14 protein-coding genes are annotated in these 18,623 nt (G+C 55.2%); 7 read left to right on the top strand and 7 right to left on the bottom strand.

Going from position 1 to position 18,623, the window contains the following annotated elements; genetic code table 11:
- The first annotated feature begins 147 nt into the window (after positions 1–147).
- Positions 148–1,749 (top strand): VPLPA-CTERM-specific exosortase XrtD, encoded by a 1,602-nt coding sequence (xrtD, locus tag MUY35_RS14575; protein ID WP_248369891.1) that lies wholly within the window; start codon positions 148–150, stop codon positions 1,747–1,749.
- Between the two features lie 105 nt (positions 1,750–1,854).
- On the top strand, positions 1,855–2,784 hold the full coding sequence (locus tag MUY35_RS14570) for a glycosyltransferase family 2 protein (protein WP_248369889.1): 930 nt from the start codon (positions 1,855–1,857) through the stop codon (positions 2,782–2,784).
- A gap of 35 nt (positions 2,785–2,819) precedes the next feature.
- Here the strand turns inward: MUY35_RS14570 and MUY35_RS14565 are convergent, their stop codons facing one another.
- The 6 genes from MUY35_RS14565 to MUY35_RS14540 all read right to left on the bottom strand — a co-directional run bounded on the left by MUY35_RS14565 (position 2,820) and on the right by MUY35_RS14540 (position 9,682).
- Positions 2,820–4,250 carry a GMC family oxidoreductase gene (locus MUY35_RS14565; RefSeq protein WP_248369887.1) on the bottom strand — a complete coding sequence of 477 codons (1,431 nt, stop codon included), beginning with the start codon at positions 4,248–4,250 and terminating at the stop codon, positions 2,820–2,822.
- Positions 4,251–4,429: 179 nt separating this feature from the next.
- Positions 4,430–5,743, bottom strand: coding sequence for an FAD-dependent oxidoreductase (locus MUY35_RS14560; RefSeq protein ID WP_248369885.1), 1,314 nt, complete (start codon positions 5,741–5,743; stop codon positions 4,430–4,432).
- Positions 5,740–6,672, bottom strand: coding sequence for an NAD(P)-dependent oxidoreductase (locus MUY35_RS14555; RefSeq protein ID WP_248369883.1), 933 nt, complete (start codon positions 6,670–6,672; stop codon positions 5,740–5,742). The genes MUY35_RS14560 and MUY35_RS14555 overlap by 4 nt, the downstream gene beginning before the upstream one ends.
- Positions 6,673–6,722: 50 nt before the next feature.
- Positions 6,723–7,253: a dTDP-4-dehydrorhamnose 3,5-epimerase gene (rfbC, locus tag MUY35_RS14550; RefSeq protein WP_248369881.1), complete on the bottom strand. Its 531-nt coding sequence runs from the start codon at positions 7,251–7,253 to the stop codon at positions 6,723–6,725.
- A 37-nt stretch (positions 7,254–7,290) separates the two neighbouring features.
- Complete coding sequence (locus MUY35_RS14545) at positions 7,291–8,277, bottom strand: acyltransferase (protein WP_248369879.1); 987 nt, start codon at positions 8,275–8,277, stop codon at positions 7,291–7,293.
- Between the two features lie 37 nt (positions 8,278–8,314).
- Positions 8,315–9,682 carry a GMC oxidoreductase gene (locus MUY35_RS14540; protein ID WP_348984517.1) on the bottom strand — a complete coding sequence of 456 codons (1,368 nt, stop codon included), beginning with the start codon at positions 9,680–9,682 and terminating at the stop codon, positions 8,315–8,317.
- 910 nt (positions 9,683–10,592) lie between these two features.
- On the opposite strand from MUY35_RS14540, the gene MUY35_RS14535 reads away from it, so the two are divergent.
- On the top strand, positions 10,593–12,566 hold the full coding sequence (locus MUY35_RS14535; RefSeq protein WP_248369876.1) for a right-handed parallel beta-helix repeat-containing protein: 1,974 nt from the start codon (positions 10,593–10,595) through the stop codon (positions 12,564–12,566).
- Between the two features lie 60 nt (positions 12,567–12,626).
- Here the strand turns inward: MUY35_RS14535 and MUY35_RS14530 are convergent, their stop codons facing one another.
- Positions 12,627–14,117: an O-antigen ligase domain-containing protein gene (locus tag MUY35_RS14530; protein ID WP_248369874.1), complete on the bottom strand. Its 1,491-nt coding sequence runs from the start codon at positions 14,115–14,117 to the stop codon at positions 12,627–12,629.
- Positions 14,118–14,290: 173 nt separating this feature from the next.
- Here MUY35_RS14530 and MUY35_RS14525 point away from each other — a divergent pair, with 173 nt between their 5' ends.
- From MUY35_RS14525 to MUY35_RS14510, 4 genes are all read left to right on the top strand, one after another.
- Positions 14,291–15,700 (top strand): oligosaccharide flippase family protein, encoded by a 1,410-nt coding sequence (locus tag MUY35_RS14525; protein ID WP_248369872.1) that lies wholly within the window; start codon positions 14,291–14,293, stop codon positions 15,698–15,700.
- Positions 15,701–15,853: 153 nt separating this feature from the next.
- A complete protein-coding gene (locus tag MUY35_RS14520) occupies positions 15,854–16,903 on the top strand; it encodes a sulfotransferase (RefSeq protein WP_248369870.1) in 1,050 nt (349 codons plus the stop codon).
- Between the two features lie 73 nt (positions 16,904–16,976).
- On the top strand, positions 16,977–18,155 hold the full coding sequence (locus tag MUY35_RS14515; protein ID WP_248369868.1) for a polysaccharide pyruvyl transferase family protein: 1,179 nt from the start codon (positions 16,977–16,979) through the stop codon (positions 18,153–18,155).
- Between the two features lie 112 nt (positions 18,156–18,267).
- Positions 18,268–18,623 (top strand): helix-turn-helix domain-containing protein (locus MUY35_RS14510; protein ID WP_248369866.1); only part of this gene is annotated, 356 nt, incomplete at its 3' end.

Genomic DNA, 18,623 nt, shown 5'->3' with positions numbered 1-18,623 from the left:
CTCACTTTCCGGTGAGAAACGGCAAATTTTTTAGGAAATGGTGGATTTTCCATGGGTCATGCCCGAAAAATGTCTGATAATTATCGTCTTATTTCACGAATGCCGTTTGTCCGAATTCATGCCAGTTTTCATTAAGGGACAGGATCAATGTCCATAACCAGCGAAAAACAACAAAAGCCGAACTATGCGCTGCCTGACCTGAACGTCATGGGCGTGTTCTGGTTTGCGGTTCTGATGGTCAGCGCCGTACCGGTTTTCTGGATTGGCTTTGTTTCGCTCGCCAAGGCATGGTCAACGCCTGAATACAGCCACGGCCCGCTGATCCCCATCATCTCACTTTATCTGTTCCTGCGCGAGCTGCGCAAAGCCCCGCTGCCGGACCTGACGGTGCGCGACCGGTGGCCGGGTATTGCGGTGATCGTCGTGGCGCTGATCATCGCCACCCTTGGCAACCTGACGCGCATTCCTGACATCGTCACCTATGCGATGATCATCTGGCTGGGTGGTGTGGTGTTGGTGGTGTTCGGCTGGAAACGCGGGCGCACGCACCAACTGCCCGTCGTGCATCTGGTGTTCATGCTGCCCTTGCCGCAGTTCCTTTACTGGAAGCTGACCATCCTACTGCAATACATGTCTTCGGAACTTGGCGTCTGGTTTGTCAGCCTTGCGGGAGTGTCGGTCTTTCTGGAAGGCAACATCATCGACCTTGGCGTCTATAAGCTGCAGGTCGCCGAGGCCTGTTCGGGCCTGCGTTACCTGTTCCCGATCCTCAGCTTTTCTTATCTTTTTGCGATCCTGTATCGCGGCCCGATCTGGCACAAAGCGGTGCTACTGTTGTCGGCCGCGCCGCTGACCGTGTTCATGAATTCGGTTCGGATCGGCATTATCGGCATTGTGGTCGATCGCTATGGGATCGAACAGGCCGAGGGGTTTTTGCACTTCTTCGAAGGCTGGGTGATTTTCGTCATCTGCATCCTGATCCTGTTTATCATGGCGATCATCTTGCAACGCCTGACCCGTGACCCGAAACCGTTAAGCGAGGCGATTGATCTGGACACCCAAGGGCTTGCGCCCGTCGCCGGACGCTTTCTTGGCATCCAGCCTTCAAAGGCCATGGTGACGGCTGCGTTCATTACCATGGCCGTGTCCGTTGGTTGGATGACCCTGCAAGGTGGTGAAACCGTCAAGGTGGACCGTGAACCCTTCACCCTGTTCCCCCGCCAGTTCGGCGATTGGTCCGGCACGTCATCGCGCCTTGACCCTGATATTGAGCGGGTTCTGGGCGCGACTGATTACCTAAGCACAACCTATTCCGCCGCAGGTTCGCCCGATTATATCAACATGTTCGTCGCCTTCTATGACAAGCAAACCGAAGGCAGCGGCATCCATTCGCCCGAAGTCTGCCTGCCTGTTGGCGGGTGGGAGGTGTTCAGCCTTGAACCGGTCGAGGTCAACCCGAATGTCCCGTCTTATGGCAGCTTCCACGTCAACCGCTCGGTCATTCAGAAGGGGCTGAACAAGCAGTTGGTTTATTACTGGTTCGAACAGCGCGGCAAACGCCAGACCAACGATTTCACCGCGAAGATCGGCGTCGTTTATGACAGCCTGACCATGGGCCGCACCGACGGGGCGCTGGTGCGCTATGTCACACCCATCCGACCCGATGAATCTGAGGCGGACGCCGATGCGCGGCTGATTGACTTCATGACCCAGAGCCTGCCAAGACTGCCAAGGTTCGTGCCACTATAGTCGAATGATAAGCCTCTTTCGGGTGGCGCGCGGCTTGCCATCCACCAATACCGCATGCCGTTCTTACACAAATAATCCGTTCCCTGCGCAGGAAAGTCAGACCGAATGCCGAAGCTTTCAATAATTGTCGTCAGCTACAATACATGCGCAGAGACGCTGGCCTGTCTTCGGTCCGTGGCGAAAGAGACGACGATTTCGCATGAGGTTATCGTGGTCGACAACGCCTCGTCCGACGGGTCTGCAAAGGCCATCGCGGCTGAATTTCCGGACCACGTGTTGATGGCCGAAACGGAAAACCACGGCTTCGCCAAAGCCAACAATCTGGCGGCCAAACACGCGACGGGCGAATATCTTCTGCTGCTGAATCCCGATACGGTGGTCTTGGATGGGGCAATAGACAAATTGATTGGTTTCGCCGAACGCCAGCCCGACGCCAAAATTTGGGGTGGACGCACGTATTACGGCGATATGTCGTTAAACCCGTCATCTTGTTGGCGGCAGTTTACATTCTGGAGCGTGTTTTGCCGCACGACCGGTCTAACCGGTATTTTCCCCCGCAGCGCCCTTTTCAACGCCGAAGCCTATGGCGGCTGGGATCGTGGAACCCAACGACAAGTCGACATCGTTAGCGGCTGTTTTTTCATGATGAAAGCAGATGACTGGCGCGCACTTGATGGGTTTGATCTGACCTTCTTCATGTATGGCGAAGAGGCTGATCTTTGCCTGCGCGCGCGCCGAGATTTGGGGGCGGCCCCCATGGTCACGCCGGACGCCACGATCATCCACTATGGCGGCGTGTCTGAAACAGTGCGCGCGGATCGTCAGGTGAAGGTGTTGCGCGCCAAGGGCGAGTTGATGAAGCGCTATTTCCCCAAATGGCAGCAACCGTTTGCCCGTGCGTTATTCGCGGCCTATCCACTGTCGCGCTATCTTGCAGGCGCGGTTGGGGCGCGGCGTGGGGCTGGCGAAACCCATCAGGTTTGGAAAGAGGTTTGGCAGCGTCGGCAAGAATGGCTGAATGGGTTCGCACAATAGCCAGGACGGCCCCTTGGCGGCGACACCATCAGGGGCTAAACACCCATTTGCCCTTTCAGGTGATCGGCCAGTCGAAGAGACAGTTGGACAATGGTCAGTGTCGGATTGGCCATGCCGCCGGACGGAAACACCGATGATCCGGCGACATACAGATTGCTCTGATCGTGGACTTTCAGGTTTGCATTGACCACCCCGGTTTGGGCGTCCTCGCTCATTCGCGTGCCGCCCATGTGGTGCCAACTTGCGATGACCCCGTCTGCGGGCAGGGGTAGGGTGTCATCCTGCACCCAGTCAAACAGGCGCACCCGCCCGATATCCAGATCAGCAAATTGCTGGGCCAGCGCATGGACCGAGCGGGCGATGGTCTTGCGGTCGATCCCTGTCCTTTGCCAATGCAGCTCCACCTTGGGAATGCCAAGCGCGTCTTTTTCATTGCCAAGCGCCACGCGGTTGTCGGGCGACGGCGCTTGCTCCCAATGGCCGATGACGCGTGAGCCGCAGACCAGCCCCTTGTCCCCCATCAGTCGTTCGCCCAGTTTCGGCGCGATGCACAGCAAATCGGCAATCAGCGCCTTGGTACCACTATAGGCCGAGGGGTTCACCTCGAACGAGGCATTCAGAACGCCGTTTTCCTTCTGAAAATCATGACTGAGTGAGAAATGAGCCTGATCATTTTCGTCGGTCCCCAATGCCTCGGCGTCAGCGATGACCTCGGCGACGGTCATGGTGAAATGCTCGATCCAATAGCGCCCGACGATGTCGTGATTTTTGATGATCTTCTGGTCGTTTTGATCATTGATCCAAAGAAGCAGCCGCGAATTTTCGATGCCGCCCGCGCACAGCACGAAATAATCGGCCTCAATCGTCCATTCGCCTGCTTGCGCGGTCTGCACGGTTGCACTGCGAATGCGGTCCGCGTCGGATGTCAGGTTGGTCAAGGCGGTGTTCAGGACAACGCGCAGGTTTTCGTGGCCCTCAACGTAAGGCAGGTATTTTTCGCCGAACCGGACGGGCGGGCTGTATTCGAAATCGGTGCGCCGCAGCGTGTCGTTCAGGGCTTGGTCGTCAAATTTCGCGGGAATTTCAAGGATATCCGCCGCGACGTTAAGATAAGGGGCCAGGGCATCCGCCGCAATCGGCCACCCGGTGCCCGGTGCGCCGGGGTTTTCATCGAAATCAAACGGGTCCAACGGCCGACAGATACCGCCCCAATGCCCGGACGTGCCACCGAAACAGCGCAGGCGGGCATATTCGAGGTCGAAATACTCGTCGCCAACAACAGTGCCTTGATAGAGCGCTTGGGAGGTGTCCTCGACCTCCTCTCCGCCCGCTTCGACAAGCAGGACATCGACGCCAGCCTCTGCAAGATCATACGCCAACGTCATCCCCGCTGGGCCAGAGCCGAACACGCATACGCGCGCCGTCTCAATATGGCCTTGCGGAAAATCCGTGGCGTTTATGAACATCTGAAATCCTCCCTCGGGCGGAATGCGCGTTCGTCAATGACACAGGCGCGATAGTCGTAATATCTTTTAAAACAATCGGTTGCGTTGAAAACTAAATACGCTGATCAGGCGCACCACCGGGGCACGCTTGATCAGCTTAACACATTTGGGCCGCGATCAGAAACGCCAGCGGCCCCGCTTTACATCTTTTCAATCACCTGACGTGCGCCGCGTTCGCCGGATTTGAACGCCTCGTCCGTCCACTGATAGCCCCATTCGCCAAACCGACCGACATAGTTGATATCGACGCTTGCCAACCATTCATGGACGATCGGCAGCGCGGTTTCGCGGTCAAGGTCGAAGATGATGTTGGCGTGCGGGATCAGGCGGGCGTCGGTGTGCAGGATTTCCTCGTCCTCGCGGATCAGGCCGATTTTGACCAGATCGTCGATCACCGGCTGGATCAGGTCATCAGGGCTGACATCAAGGGGGCGATATTTGTCGGAATAATAGCATTCCGCCTGAATGGAACCACAGCCGGGGGGGCAGGTCTTATGCGACATCTTGTGTGGGAAGCTGAGGCGGGTGAAGCAAATATCTTCGTCATAGATATAGGTCCATGTGGCCGGGGTGAAGTCATCGCGCGCAAGGCCGACATTGACCGTGATGCAAGTGGTGCAGGCCAGTTTCGCCGCCGCCTCGCGCACGTGATCGGGCGCGCCTTTCACCATTGGGAGCAGGGCGGGCAGGGGGATTGACGACACAAGGTGGTCATAGGTTTCCACCACGCCATTGGCAAATTCGACCGTCCGCGCGTCGGGATCAATCGCGATGACCTCGTGTTCCAGCCGCATGTCGGTCTTTTCCATGAACGGCTTGAGGTAAGAGATAAAGCCGCCCTCGGTCGGGTAACGGAAATCCGAGATATAGTGCACATCCGGCGTTTCGGCGAAAACCGCGCCGCGGATGACTTCCTCCATCGACGGGCGGTAAAGGCGGGGGCCCATCCAGACGGTGCTCATCTGATCGGCGTCGACGGTGTGGTATTTCTTGCCGTAAACAGCGGGGAAATTGGTGGCGAAGGTTTCGCCAAAGACCGAGATCAGCCATTCAAGGTAATTGGCGGGCTTTTCCACCACGTCCTTCTTCGAGGCTTCGATGAAGTCCAGTATGCACTGGGTTTTCAGCTCGTCCGGCAAATTGTGCAGGTTGGCCTGCGCGGGGTGTTTGACCCATGCGCCGTGATAATAATTGTTCACATAGGCGTTCAGTTTCTCGAACTTGCCGTCCACGTTGTCGGAAAACAGTTCTTGAAACCGTCCGTCCTTGGAAAACGAGATATGCGGCCCGTCGTCGAAAATGAACCCGCTGTCATGCACAAAGGTCGCCGTGTGCCCGCCGGGATAGTCGTTCTTGTCATACATGCGCGTTGAAATACCCGCGCCGTGGAAATGATGGGCGGCGCCAAGACCGGCCATGCCGGAACCAAGGATGATAATGTTCTGATCACTCATATTGCTTTTTCTTTCTCTAATTCGCGGCGCCACCAGTCGATGGTATCGGCCACTCCTGTTTCCAAATTAAATTTCGGGGTCCAGCCCAACTCGTCGCGCAGACGGGTGATGTCGGCTTCGACCAGGGGCGGGTCGCCCGGGCGAGCCTCGCGCGCGCCAAGGCGGATCAGGTCGCCACCACCGGTTTGACGGCCAATCTCGTTGATCAGGGTTGCCAGCGGGATGGCCGCGCCACTGCCGATATTGACCGGCCCGGTCAGATCGCTTTGCAACAGGCGCACCATGGCGTCGGCCACATCGTCCACATGCAGAAAATCGCGGGCCTGCTGGCCGTGGGTGCAAAGGGCCTCGCGCCCTTCAAGCAGCGATACGACCACATCAGCGGCCAACCGGCGCGGGTTTTCGCCCGGCCCATATAAAAAGAAGGGTCTGGCCCATGATCCCGAGATGCCCAGCGTGTCACACATTGAACCGAACGCCGTGAACAGCGCCGCTTTCGCCGCGCCATAAGGCGTGTCGGGGCGCAGGGGGGTGGTGAGTTCGTTCAGCGCGACGGGTTCGCTCCAGTCATATTCCATGCACGAGCCGCAGAAGGTGACGCGCGTGCCGCCGGCGTCCGCGAAGGCGGTCAGCAGATCGACCGAGCGGCTGAGCCAGCGGAAGTTTTCCGGCGATTGCTGGTTGCCCGGCCCCATATACCACGCCAGCGCCAGAAGGTGGCTGGGCTTGTGCTGTGTCATCACCGCGTCAATATCCGCGGCGTCCGACAGGTCGGCCCGGACCCATGTCACCCCGTCCAACGGGGCAGGGGGCGTGTCACCGCGATAGGTGCCGACGGCTGCAAACCCGGCATCGGTCAGTTTGTGCAAGGCTGCACCCCCGATAAACCCGGTCGCACCCGTCACCAGCACTGTTTGCGCATTTGCCATCATAGAATCCATAAAATCATATTTTCTTGCACAATAGGGTAATTTGAGGGCTAGTCAGAGATCAGCGGCCACTGCGCGTCTTTTTCACTGACGATTGTGACCGGGATAGGCCAGTCGATGGCTAACGCGGGGTCGTCATAGCGTAAACCGCCTTCGACCCCCGGCGTGTAGAACTCGCTTGCTGAATAATAGGCCTGCGCGCCGTCCGTCAGCGCAAGATAGCCATGGGCGAACATCTCGGGGACATAGATCGCAGTGCGGTTTTCGGCGGACAGCTCGATCCCGAAATGCTGGCGATAGGTGGGGCTGTCGGGGCGCAGATCAACGATCACATCATAGATCGCGCCGGAAATGCAGCGCAGGAACTTGGCCTCGGCCGCGGGTGCCTCTTGATAATGCAGCCCGCGAATCGTGCCTTTCTTTTCATTGAAGGACAGATTGATCTGCGCGATGGAGGGTTTCAGGCCGTGGGCTTCGAACTCCTCTGCACAAAAGGCGCGGGCGAAATGACCGCGATCATCGGCAATCTCTTCCAGATCGATGACGAACGCGCCTTTTAACGGGGTTTCTTTGAACTTCATACAACTGTCCTGTCTTTAATGACTTGTCCTGCCAGCCCTAAGGCGACGCTTTGCTAAATTGCTTTTTCATCACCCGGCGGCGGAACGCTTCGCTGGGGCGATCAATGATAATGTAGAAGAAAACAGAAACCACGGCGACGGCCAACGCATAAATTGATTTTTCGCCGATCGTCATGTCGCGCCCAAGGATGTTGGTGGTGACTGAGATCACCGGATAGTGCAGCAGATAAAGGGTATAGGACAGATTGCCGAAATGTGCGTCAAGCCAGCCCGATTTCTGCCGCACGTTCCAGGCCACGAAGGGCAACAGCAACAACATCAGCGCCATGGTCATCCATTCTTCGTTGAACGGGCTTGGCTGGGTCTTGATAAAGAAGGCCCTCAACGTGTCGTTCGCGAAGAACACCGCGATGATCGCGACAAAGCCCAGCGTCGAGGCGGTGACGAGGCGCGGGCTGAAGGTGATATCGCGGACCGCGACCAACACGCCGACCGCGAACGTCGGCAGGTAACACAGCACGGTTTTCAGACCGAAGGTCAGAAACAGCCACCACCCCAAAACGGCAGCCACTAGTGATGCAAAAAACAGCCATCCAAGCGACCAGCCTCCGATCACCGCCAGCGCAAAGGGCAAAAGCAGGTAGAACTGCAACTCAAGATCCAGCGCCCAGGACACGTTCAGCGCATCCAACCCGTGCGAGGCAACACCGAACAGCGCAAGGCCTGCGAACAGTTGATAGGGCGTGCTGCCCGTCACAAGGCTTGTGGCCAGAATGCTCAGCACGACCGCCACCGCATAGGGGGGCCACACCCGCAGACCACGCGACAGATAGAAGGTGCGGACGGGATGCGGGTGGTGGGCGTATTTGTGTAAATACATCAACGACACCCAATAGCCGCTGAGCATGAAGAACACGAAGACAGCGGGTTCGCCCACATTCAGGGATGAGATGTGACTGACCACCACAAAGCACGCCAACACAAGGCGAAAGAGACCGGGGCCGAAGGCGTCAGCAAAAATCATCGTAAGGGTCCATTTCCCAAAACCTTGATCAAATCTCTCAGGCGCGGGTCAGCCTTGCCGCCAGACGAAGCGAAAGTTGCACGATCATAAGGGTCGGATTTGCGTAACCCCCGGTTGGATACACCGACGATCCACCAAGATAGAGGTTTTCAAGCCCATGCACCCGCAGGTCTTTGTCGGTGATGCCGTTTGTCGGGTCGTCGCTCATCCTTGTGCCGCCCATGTGATGCCATACGGCCATCATCTCGGTTTCGGGGATCGGCAAATCATCAGTGATCCAGTCGGCCAGACGCACGCGCCCCTTGCCGGTTTCCGCCAGTTCATTGGCAAAGATACGCACCGTTTCAACAATTGTGTTTCGATCCGCGTCGCTGCGCTGCCAAAACAGCTCGGACCGCGGAATGCCGAACGCATCGCGGCTGTCAGCGCTCAGGGTTACGCGGTTTTCATCAACCGGGGCCTGTTCCCACTGGCCATGCAGTCGGGCACCACAGATCAGCTTTTTCCCCATCGCTTCAAACAAGCGTGACCCAAGGGCAGGGGCGACGCAGGCGATATCGGCCACCAGTTTCTTGGTCCGGCTATAAGAATACGCTTCGACCTGAAGGGCCGCATTGAAGATGCCGGCTTGATCCTGCCGGGCGCGCGTCAGGGAAAATGTCGCCTCGTCGTTATGGAAAAAATCGTCGGGCACATCGTCAAACAGCACTTCGCCAAGCTGGGTATGAGGATGTTCGGTCCAGTGACGCCCGATCAGATTGTGGTTCGGGATAAGCGCGTCATTGTTTTGCGCATTGATCCATAAAAGCAGGCGCGAGTTCTCAATCCCGCCGGTGCAGATTACGAATGTCTGCGCCTGAATGTCGAAGTCACCACCGCTGTGCCGTCTGAAATTGGCAGTGGTGATGCGCTGCCCCTCTCGCTCCAACCCGACCAGTGCGCTGCCAAGGTAGGCCGTCAGATTGGCCGATTGCGAAATCTCGGCGTGATACTTTTCACCGAACAGAACTGGCGGGCTCCACTGAAACCGGGTTTTGCGGATCGTATCGGTATAGGCCGCTTCTTCAAACTCATTGGGAATTTCAAGAATGTCACAGGCTTCGGCAAGAAACGGGTCGACGTCGTCGATACTGATTGGCCAACCGGTGTTTGGATTGCCGGATCGCGGCAGGAAATCCTCGCGCTCAAGCGGAATGCAGTGGCCTGCCCAATGGTTTGACGACCCGCCAAACATCCGCAGGCGCGCGCCGTCCAGATCGTGGTAACTATCGCCGATCACGCGGCCCTTGTAATGATCTTGCGACCAGTCTTCGTATTCAAGTACGCCAGCTTCGACCAATGCGACGCGCTGGCCGGATTGCGCAAGCTTAAGCGCCAAGGTCATCCCAGCTGGCCCAGAACCCACAACGCAAAAATCAACCGCGCCTGCATTGTCCGGAACGGGCGACGTTTCGGAGACGAACACTAGATGTCGTCCTTTCTGAGAACCCAACCATTTCGGGTTGTCAGCGCGGCCCCACCAACCAACAGACAAAGTGGAAGAAAGGTCAGGAACCGAAGCAACGACCGGCGTTCAATTTTGGAGTCTTCGCGTTCTTTTGTCATGATTTGTAAAAATATAAACTCAATTATTGAAACAAGTGTATTTGCCTGCCCTCTATAAAGCAAGGTTACAGGGGGGTCGCTACACCCCCGAGGTTGACCGATGAACAAAGATTTTAGGGCGCAATAGGGTGAGCGTGACTTATTGGGCGAAAGATCAAGAAAACTGCGTATTGGGTCTCAACAAACAGGACGGCATCAATCATACGTTAACCCTAAATCGCAAATGGCAGGAATGGCCGGATGCGCGTCAAATAGTATCCAAACTCTAACCAGCACCATTGAACGAGCCTGTGACCGTGCTGTCCACACCCGCGTTTCCCAAAAAATATGAATCAAATTGTAGCGTTGGCCCGTCGATTCGCTGCGGTTTAGCGAAATCGCAGCGGGCTGGTTTGGTGTTGGGCGTGGTCGAATTGGGGCGGATGTGACACTTTGTGGCACTTTTTGTGGCCACAGTAAGGCCGAAAAGATGAGCAATTTCCAGATGCTTAGCCGCATGGCCGCCAATAAATAAAGGGCAAAATAGCTGTCAAGAGGCTGATCAGAAAAAAAATGAAAGCAATGCGCTTCTTTCGGCGAGAATCCACTGACTGGACACATAATAGGCCCGTTTTCGCCCCAAGTTAACGAATTACTGGCGGTTCGATGGACATGTTCGCCCGGCAGCTTAGTGAAGCCGCAACGGAAAGACACCACTCTAGGAGAATGAGATGACGATTTACAATGTGAGTTCCCGGACAGAACTCTATGACGCGTTGAAGAACGCATCAGGCGGAGACGTGATTAAGCTCGCAAGCGGCGACTATGGCCATCTTCAACTTGACGCAAAAAGCGGTTTCAACATCAAGTACAACAGCGAGGTCACGATAACTTCGGCCAATGCCAACGCACCGGCATCATTCTCGTCGATGGAATTGGAGAACGCCAAGAACATCACCTTCGACAAGATTGATTTCGACTATGATTTCAAAGGCGAACCTGATCACTATCGCGCGTTCAAAATTGACGAATCCAGCAACATCACGCTGCGTAACGGCAATGTTGACGGCGACAATGGGGCCAACGGTTACCCGACCGGCTATGGTTTGGCGATCACCGATTCCTCGGGCGTCACAATCGACAACATGGAAATCTCAAACTGGCATCGGGGCATCGTCACGTCGCGGATTCAGGATGTTGAGATCACGAACAACGACATTCACACCATTGGCGGTGACGGCATGGACTTCGTAGAAGTTCAGGATGTGCTTATTGCCAATAACCACATTCATGATTTCACGTCGCACCCCAGCAACAGCACCCACCGTGACATGATTCAGTTCTGGACACGCGGTTCGGATAATCCGAGCGAAAACGTCCGGATCGTCAACAACAAGCTGGACATCGGCGATGGCGCCTGGACCCAAACAATCTTCATCCGCAACGAAGAAGTTGATCAGGGCAGAGCCGGGCAAGAGATGTATTACCGCGACTTTTTGATCGAGAACAACACGATCATCAATGCGCACACGCACGGTATTACCGTTGGTGAAACGGATGGCTTGGTTATCAAGAACAACACCGTCCTGACGGTCGAAGGCAACCAGAGCGTCTCGCAAAACCAAAATCGCCCGCACAGCACAACGACGCAGATTTATGCCAACGAAGATTCGAAGAATGTTTCGATCATCGATAACATCACGGCGGGCATTCGTGGCGATCAGCCGAACTCATGGGATGTGTCGGGCAACGTAACACCCGGAAACGCTAATGGTTCGGCCGGTGCGGATACGGATTACACAACTGGTGGCGGTTCGAATACCGGCGACAACAGTGGCTCGGACGATACCAACACTGGTGGTTCGGACGATACCAACACTGGTGGTTCGGACGACACCAACACTGGTGGTTCGGACGACACCAACACTGGTGGTTCGGACGACACCAACACTGGTGGTTCGGACGACACCAACACTGGCGGTTCGGACGACACCAACACTGGCGGTTCGGACGATACCAACACTGGCGGCTCGGACAATTCTGATGACGGTGGTTCGGACAACTCTGACAACAGCGGATCCGATAACGTAAATCTGTCCGACTTCCTGGCAGGCTTTGACGACCACGTGCTGGACTTCGCCAACCTCGAGGACAATGCCTCGGTCGAAATGAACGGAGACGCATTTGTCAAAGACGCGTCTTCGATCGTCTTCGATGGCAATCGCGACTACGTGGATCTTGGCCGGTTTGAAGATCTGGAAGACTCAGAGCAGATCGCGTTCACAGTTGAGTATGCGCGTGACGAAGCAGACGGAAGCAAACAGCGCCTGATCTGGAACCACAAGAAGGTCGGGTTGACCATCGATGATGACGGTCTGATCGTCCACGTCGCCAACAACGACGCCAAGTTCCACAAAGGCTTCGAAGTTGAAGATCTGGGCTTGAACGACACTGACCTGCACCGTGTTTCGGTCATCGTTGATCAGGATTCGGATCGCTTGCAAGTGATCGTCGACGACACCGTCGTGTTGGATGAAACTGACACGGACTTCGATTTCGTCGGCGCCGGTGGTGGCGAATGGGGTTGGTCAATCGGGACGAAATGGAGCCGTTTCTTCGATGGCGAAGTCACCGACTTCCGTGTTGATGACGACGTGGACTTTGTTGAACCCGTCGTTCAGGATGACGCCTTAACTTTGGGCTAATCCCTCATCAAGTGACGTTGTTTTGATGTGCTGGCCTTTTCTAACGAAGGGGCCAGCACATTATTTTTTGCCCTTCCGCGATGTCTTCGGAAACCTTGTGTATTTTGGACCGTCGTCGGCGCGCGCGGCCTGCTTATTCAGATTTTGATCCACCGCTGTATCTGCCGGACGGGTCAGTGGCGCATCACGGCCACCTTGGCTGCGGGTCCGCTCGATCGTCGTATTGCCTCTGCTGTATTGAAGCGTTCTATCCTGTTCCGCTTCCACGAGCTTTTCGCCGTCGTTGTCGGACAGGTCGCAAACGGCGAAAAAGATGCCTGAGCCGAAAAGAAAGAAGGCAAACGAATAGATGTTGGCCCAGATATGCACCGTGCTAAGCGTGAAGGACAGGCCAACAAAAGTGATCATCCATGCCGTTCGAAACCGTTTTAGAACGACGTCGTTCCCCAGATTCCGCAACCCGATTTTCAAAATGGCGATCAGGTAACCAAGAGCCAGGAAGGAAAAGCCCGGAATCCCATAGCGCACCGCGTTGACCAGCCAGAAATTATCCATGCTTGCCGTGTGCATCCAACGGGGTCGCACCCAGTCATTCAAGCCAATGCCATATATCGGATTGGCCCAAACATTTTTCATGCCCCATTCAAAAATAAACGAGCGATAATAAGCATTGTGGGTCGAGAAGGTGGCATAGGTCATGAACACCTTCATCGGCGATCGGTTCGAAAGCAAATCGATCAGCACGTAAATGAAGGCAAAGAGCAAAAACAGCCAAAGCCATTTACCTTTCACCGATCTCAGCATCCATGCCCAGGCGATTAAAAAGAACTGCAGGACAACGGACAACAACGCGCCGCTGGACAGTGACAGAAACACGCCCAACGTAATAAGCGCGCTGAGCGTATAGCGTTTCACATTGGAAAAAATGCCTTTGAAACCCATAAAACACAGCGAGAACGAGACCGACGCGAACAGTCCGTAAAGAATGGGATGGGGAAAGACGACTTGCGCACGATCAAGGCCCATCCGCGGCATGTTCTGAACGATCGTGACGCTTCTTATGCCCGGTATGCTGCGGATTTTTTCGATCAGGATTGGATGACTGGTCAAGGCTTCATAGATGGCGAAAGGTAACGTGGCGCAGACCAGGATGATCAAGACCCGTATCATGGCGGCAAAGGTCGCGACATCACGAATATAGGCCCGCGCCAGAACATAGGCGCCAATGAACTCGATGGACGCCGAGCCGATGAATTCGACGACCTCGTCGGGGTTGTTGACTACCAGCGCGACCGCGGCCCAGATGATGTGAAAAACAAATAGAAAATCGGTCCAGAACAATCGCCCATATTTGCCAAGCAACAGCCTGAACGAAAGCGGCAAGACCATTATCAGCAGCAGCAGTCGCAACCCGTTCATCGAGATCGGGCCAAGGCTGAATTGAACAGGGGTGACGACGGCCAGCAGATATAAAAATACAGGCACTGGCAGTTTGACCTTTTCCAGCCATAGGCTGGCGGGTTTTTGCGGCGCAAAGCTTGTAACTGACACTGCGGTCCTCTGACTCGGCGATTTGGAAATCAGTGCTGACGGACGAATAAAAAAATCAGGTTGCACAGACTATATAACGGCTAGGCGATCAATGATAGAATATTGCATTTGGTAAAGCCTTAATGCAACAGTGCAAAACGCACGCAGCCCGGAACGACTGGAAACCCGCACCTATGGTAAAAACCGCCTTTCTGGTTCTGTCTGGAAACGCTTTTAGTTCGTTCGTTCTGTTGCTTCGAAATCTGTTGGTCGCGCGGCTTATGGACGTCGAAGATTATGGCATCGCAGCGACCTTCGCGCTGAGCATGGCTGTGGTCGAGATGATGTCCACCTTCGGGCTTCATCAGCTGATCGTCCAAAATGAAAAAGGCGATGACCCAGACCTTCAGGCAGGCCTGCAAGGCTTTCATCTGTTGCGGGGCGTGCTGTCGGCGCTGGCGCTGATTGCGCTGGCCCATCCGATCGCACGGTTTTTGGGGATTGATGAGCTGGCATGGGCCTATCAGGTGTTGGCGGTGATCCCCGTTTTGCGCGGGTTCATCCACTTCGATGTCTATCGCCTAAGCCGCGCAATGAATTTTGGCCCCTTGATCGCCAGCACTTTGTTGCCGGCCTTGGTATCGACCTTGTTGGTTTGGCCTACGTTCCTTTTGCTTGGCGATTTCAGGGTGATGCTGGTTGCCTATGTCGTGCAATGGGGCGGCATGACCGTCGCGTCGCATTTGATATCGCAGCGTAAATACAGGCTGGTGCTGGATCGCGGCACGATGGGGCTGGCGTTGCGGTTCGGTTGGCCGCTCTTGATCAACAACGCATTCTTGCTGCTTGTTTATCAAGGCGAAAAACTGGTCGTAGGGCGCGAACTTGGAATGGTCTCACTTGCGATATTGGCAATGGGGTTCACCCTTACGCTGACCCCCACCTTGGTTATCGCGCGCAGTTTACAGAGCTTTTTTCTGCCGCAACTATCCGCCGCAGTCGAGGATCGAGAGCGTTTTCGCCATCTGTCCATTACCGCGTTACAGTTTGGAATGTTGGGTGGTTTGATGTTGGTCGTTGCGGTCGATCTTGCCGGCAAACCAGTTGTGACCTTTCTTTTGGGCACAAAATACGCGGCGCTGTTGCCGCTTCTGTCCTTCTTGGCGGTTCTTCAAAGTGTACGACTATTCAAAGTTGGGTGCACAACGGTCGCACTGGCGCTTGGCCACACCGCCAACGCGATGATTGGGAACCTCTTTCGCGTGCTGTCCATACCGATTTCGTGGTATGTCGCGGCGACCGGGGGTGAATTGCTCACCATATTATGGATTGCGCTGCTGTCTGAGGTGATCGGCTATTTTGTGACGCTTGCGCTGGCTTTGTACCGCGCGTCGATCAGCCCGCGTCCGATGATCCTCCCGGTGATATTAACGGTGGTCATGATGGTTATTGTCGTGTTCAGAGACAGCCTGTTACCCGGCCACGTCGTTCATCCGGGATGGGTTGGTCTTGGAATTGTAATGTTGGCTGGCCTTATCTTTGCCACGATGGGCGACTTAATTGCGTATTATCGCAACGGCACCGTTTCTCGTTGGTCGACATGATCTTGACCTGCGCGGCACCAAAGACTGCTAGGCAAAAGGACCGCGGCGGCTTTGGATAATAGATGCGCTTTGGCTTTTAGATGGATATGGTCCATGATATTCTGATAATTTGAACACTTTTTGACTTTTTACGATTTGAGCAAGGATAACTTTATGGGTTTGAACGCAGACTGGAAGCCGCCGGTATTTATTGTCGGTGCGTCGCGGTCCGGAACAGCAATGCTTCGGTCGATTGTCATGCGGGATGAAAGCGTCAGCCTGGTTGGCGAGACGCATTATTTCGATGACCTTCGGACTCGTTTCAAAGACCGCACGATCAGTTCGATGAGCGAGGAAGAACGCAACATCTGCGCCGACTACTTTCGAGCGATCGCCAGTCGGCCATATGGCAAACAAGGGAACCCGGATGACAGTTGGTTTACCCGCGATGAGTTGCTGACCTATGCCGCCGAATTGGGTGACAGCGTCGACTGTATCTTCGAAGCCTTTTGCAAGTTGCGCGCATCCCGGGATGACGCGCAGATATGGGGTGAAAAAACCCCGCGCCATGTTTTTCGGATCGACGATATCCTTGCGCTTTATCCCGCAGCACAGGTGGTGTGTATGGTGCGCGACCCACGCGCGGTTGTTGCGTCCTATCGAGATTGGCACAGCGGTGACGAGACGGTCGATGCCGGGCAAAAGTTGGACCAACAGCGTGCCCGTAAGTCTTATCACATCGTTCTTGCCAGTCTGATGTGGCGGGCGGCCACCAACGCAGCCCTGCAAGCCCGGCAAAAGCACGGGCCTGATCGCGTCAAGATCGTGCTTTATGAAGACATCGTCAACGAGCCCGAAGAGGCTGTGCGCGATGTGGCCGAATGGTTGGGGCTTAAGTTCTCATCCAACCTGCTGGCCGTGCCGCTTCATAACAGTTCTGTCATGAAGGTAGATCACGGGGCAGGGATCAGCAGCACCCCCAAAAACCGCTGGCGGCAGGTTCTGTCAGATCGCGAAATCGGCGTCATTCAGCATGTTGTTGGTAAGTGTTTGACGGATGTTGGGTTTGACTCGGAAGATGTGAAGGTCAGCCGGTTGAATGTCGCGATGTCCTACGCGACGTTGCCATACTCGGTCATTCAGGCTGCGCAGGCGAATAAAGATAGGTATTCTTCGCTGCCCAAATATGCTCTACGTCGGTTGCGGGCCGTGTTGAAGGTCTGACATGCCGGATGCTGTTCAAAAAAGAAAATTTGCCGATGTTCACACAAAAAATTGAAATGGAATTCGGGCCGAAATGATCCACGTTGTTCTTATTTTCCATGGTGCCCGAAATGACAATCTGGGTGTTGGCGCCCTGACGGCATCCGAAGTCGAAATACTGCGCACAATATCCCAGCAGAACGATCTGGATATCGCGATCACCATCGTCGATGGCCGCGGGGCACGCCCGGTCTATATCACCGGTTCGGATGTCACCGTCGAAGACATTCGGGTGCTGCGCCATCCGATGCAATTCTACAAATTGGTCCGAAAAGCCGACTGCGTGATCGACATTGGAGCAGGCGACAGCTTCACAGACATTTATGGCCGAAAACGGCTTATCCGACTGTTCTTGATGAAATATCTGACCCACATCGCGCGGCGGCCTTTGGTTCTTGCCCCGCAAACCGTCGGACCGTTCACATCGTGGTTGTCAAAGCTGTTGGCGGGGCAGTCGATCCGGCGCTGTGCGGTGATTTCCACCCGTGATGCGATGTCGACCGAATGTGCCCGCGACCTAGGTGTTAACGGCACCATAATCGAGGCATCAGACGTGGCGCTGCGGCTTCCCTATACGCCTGCGCCCAAGCGCGACAAGACAGGGCCGGTCAAGGTTGGCATCAATGTGTCGGGGCTTTTGATGAGCGGCGGGTATTCCGGGAAAAACATGTTTGGGCTTGGCGTCGATTACCGATCGCTAATTCATGAACTCATCCAACAATTCCTGGATCACCCGGATGACATAGAGCTGCATTTCGTGCCGCATGTGATTTCTTGGGAAACGGGATCCGTCGAAGATGATCTACATGCCTGCCGTGTGCTTGCAGAAGAATATCCATCGTCCAAAATGGCGCCCACGTTCACGACGCCCTCTGAGGCGAAAAGTTATATTGCCGGATTGGACTTTTTCATGGGCGCGCGTATGCATAGTTGCATCGCAGCATTTTCAAGCGGTGTCCCGGTTGTGCCGATGGCCTATAGCCGGAAATTTGAAGGTCTTTTCGGGTCGCTTGGATATCACTATACGGTTGATTGCAAACAGGATTCTCACGACACGATTCTGCAGCGTACGCTAGCGGCATATGATAGCCGCGACGAGGTGGCTAAGATCATGAACGAGGCTTTTGAACGTGGCTTAAAGACCTTGGACCAATACCAGCAGGCATTGGAGCAGCTGCTTCTTAGCCTCGATAAAGGCAAGAGCCGCAGCTGATCCGAATATTACATAACATCGGTTATGCGAAACCGTGGTGTAGAAGTGCGCGCTACTTTGAAGTGCGACTCCTATTAGAAAACAACGCGTTATCTAATAGGAGGAATATCGCATGGGAACGGTTTACACGCAACTGAGCTTACAAGAACGCCGCAGAATTGAAGACTGGTGGCTCGCAAAGGTCCCTGTCGTCGAGATGGCGCGTGTTCTGAAGCGCCACAAATCGACGATCTTCCGCGAGATCAAACGCAATTTCTGGGCCGATGATGCGTTCCCCAAAAATTACGCTGGATACTTTGGAATGGCCGCGCACCAGCGCACGCAGCAACGCCGTTCGACGCAACGCAAGCTGATCCGACATCCGGAGCTGTGCCAGAGCATCGTGGCCCGGCTGAAGAGCGGCTGGACTCCCGAGCAGATCGGTAACCGCATGATCCATGAAGGTGCAAAACTGCGGGCCTGCCAAGA

The organism is Aliiroseovarius sp. S1339 (genome assembly GCF_023195695.1).
Lineage (GTDB): Bacteria > Pseudomonadota > Alphaproteobacteria > Rhodobacterales > Rhodobacteraceae > Aliiroseovarius.
This window is presented reverse-complemented; position numbering and strand designations above follow the sequence as displayed.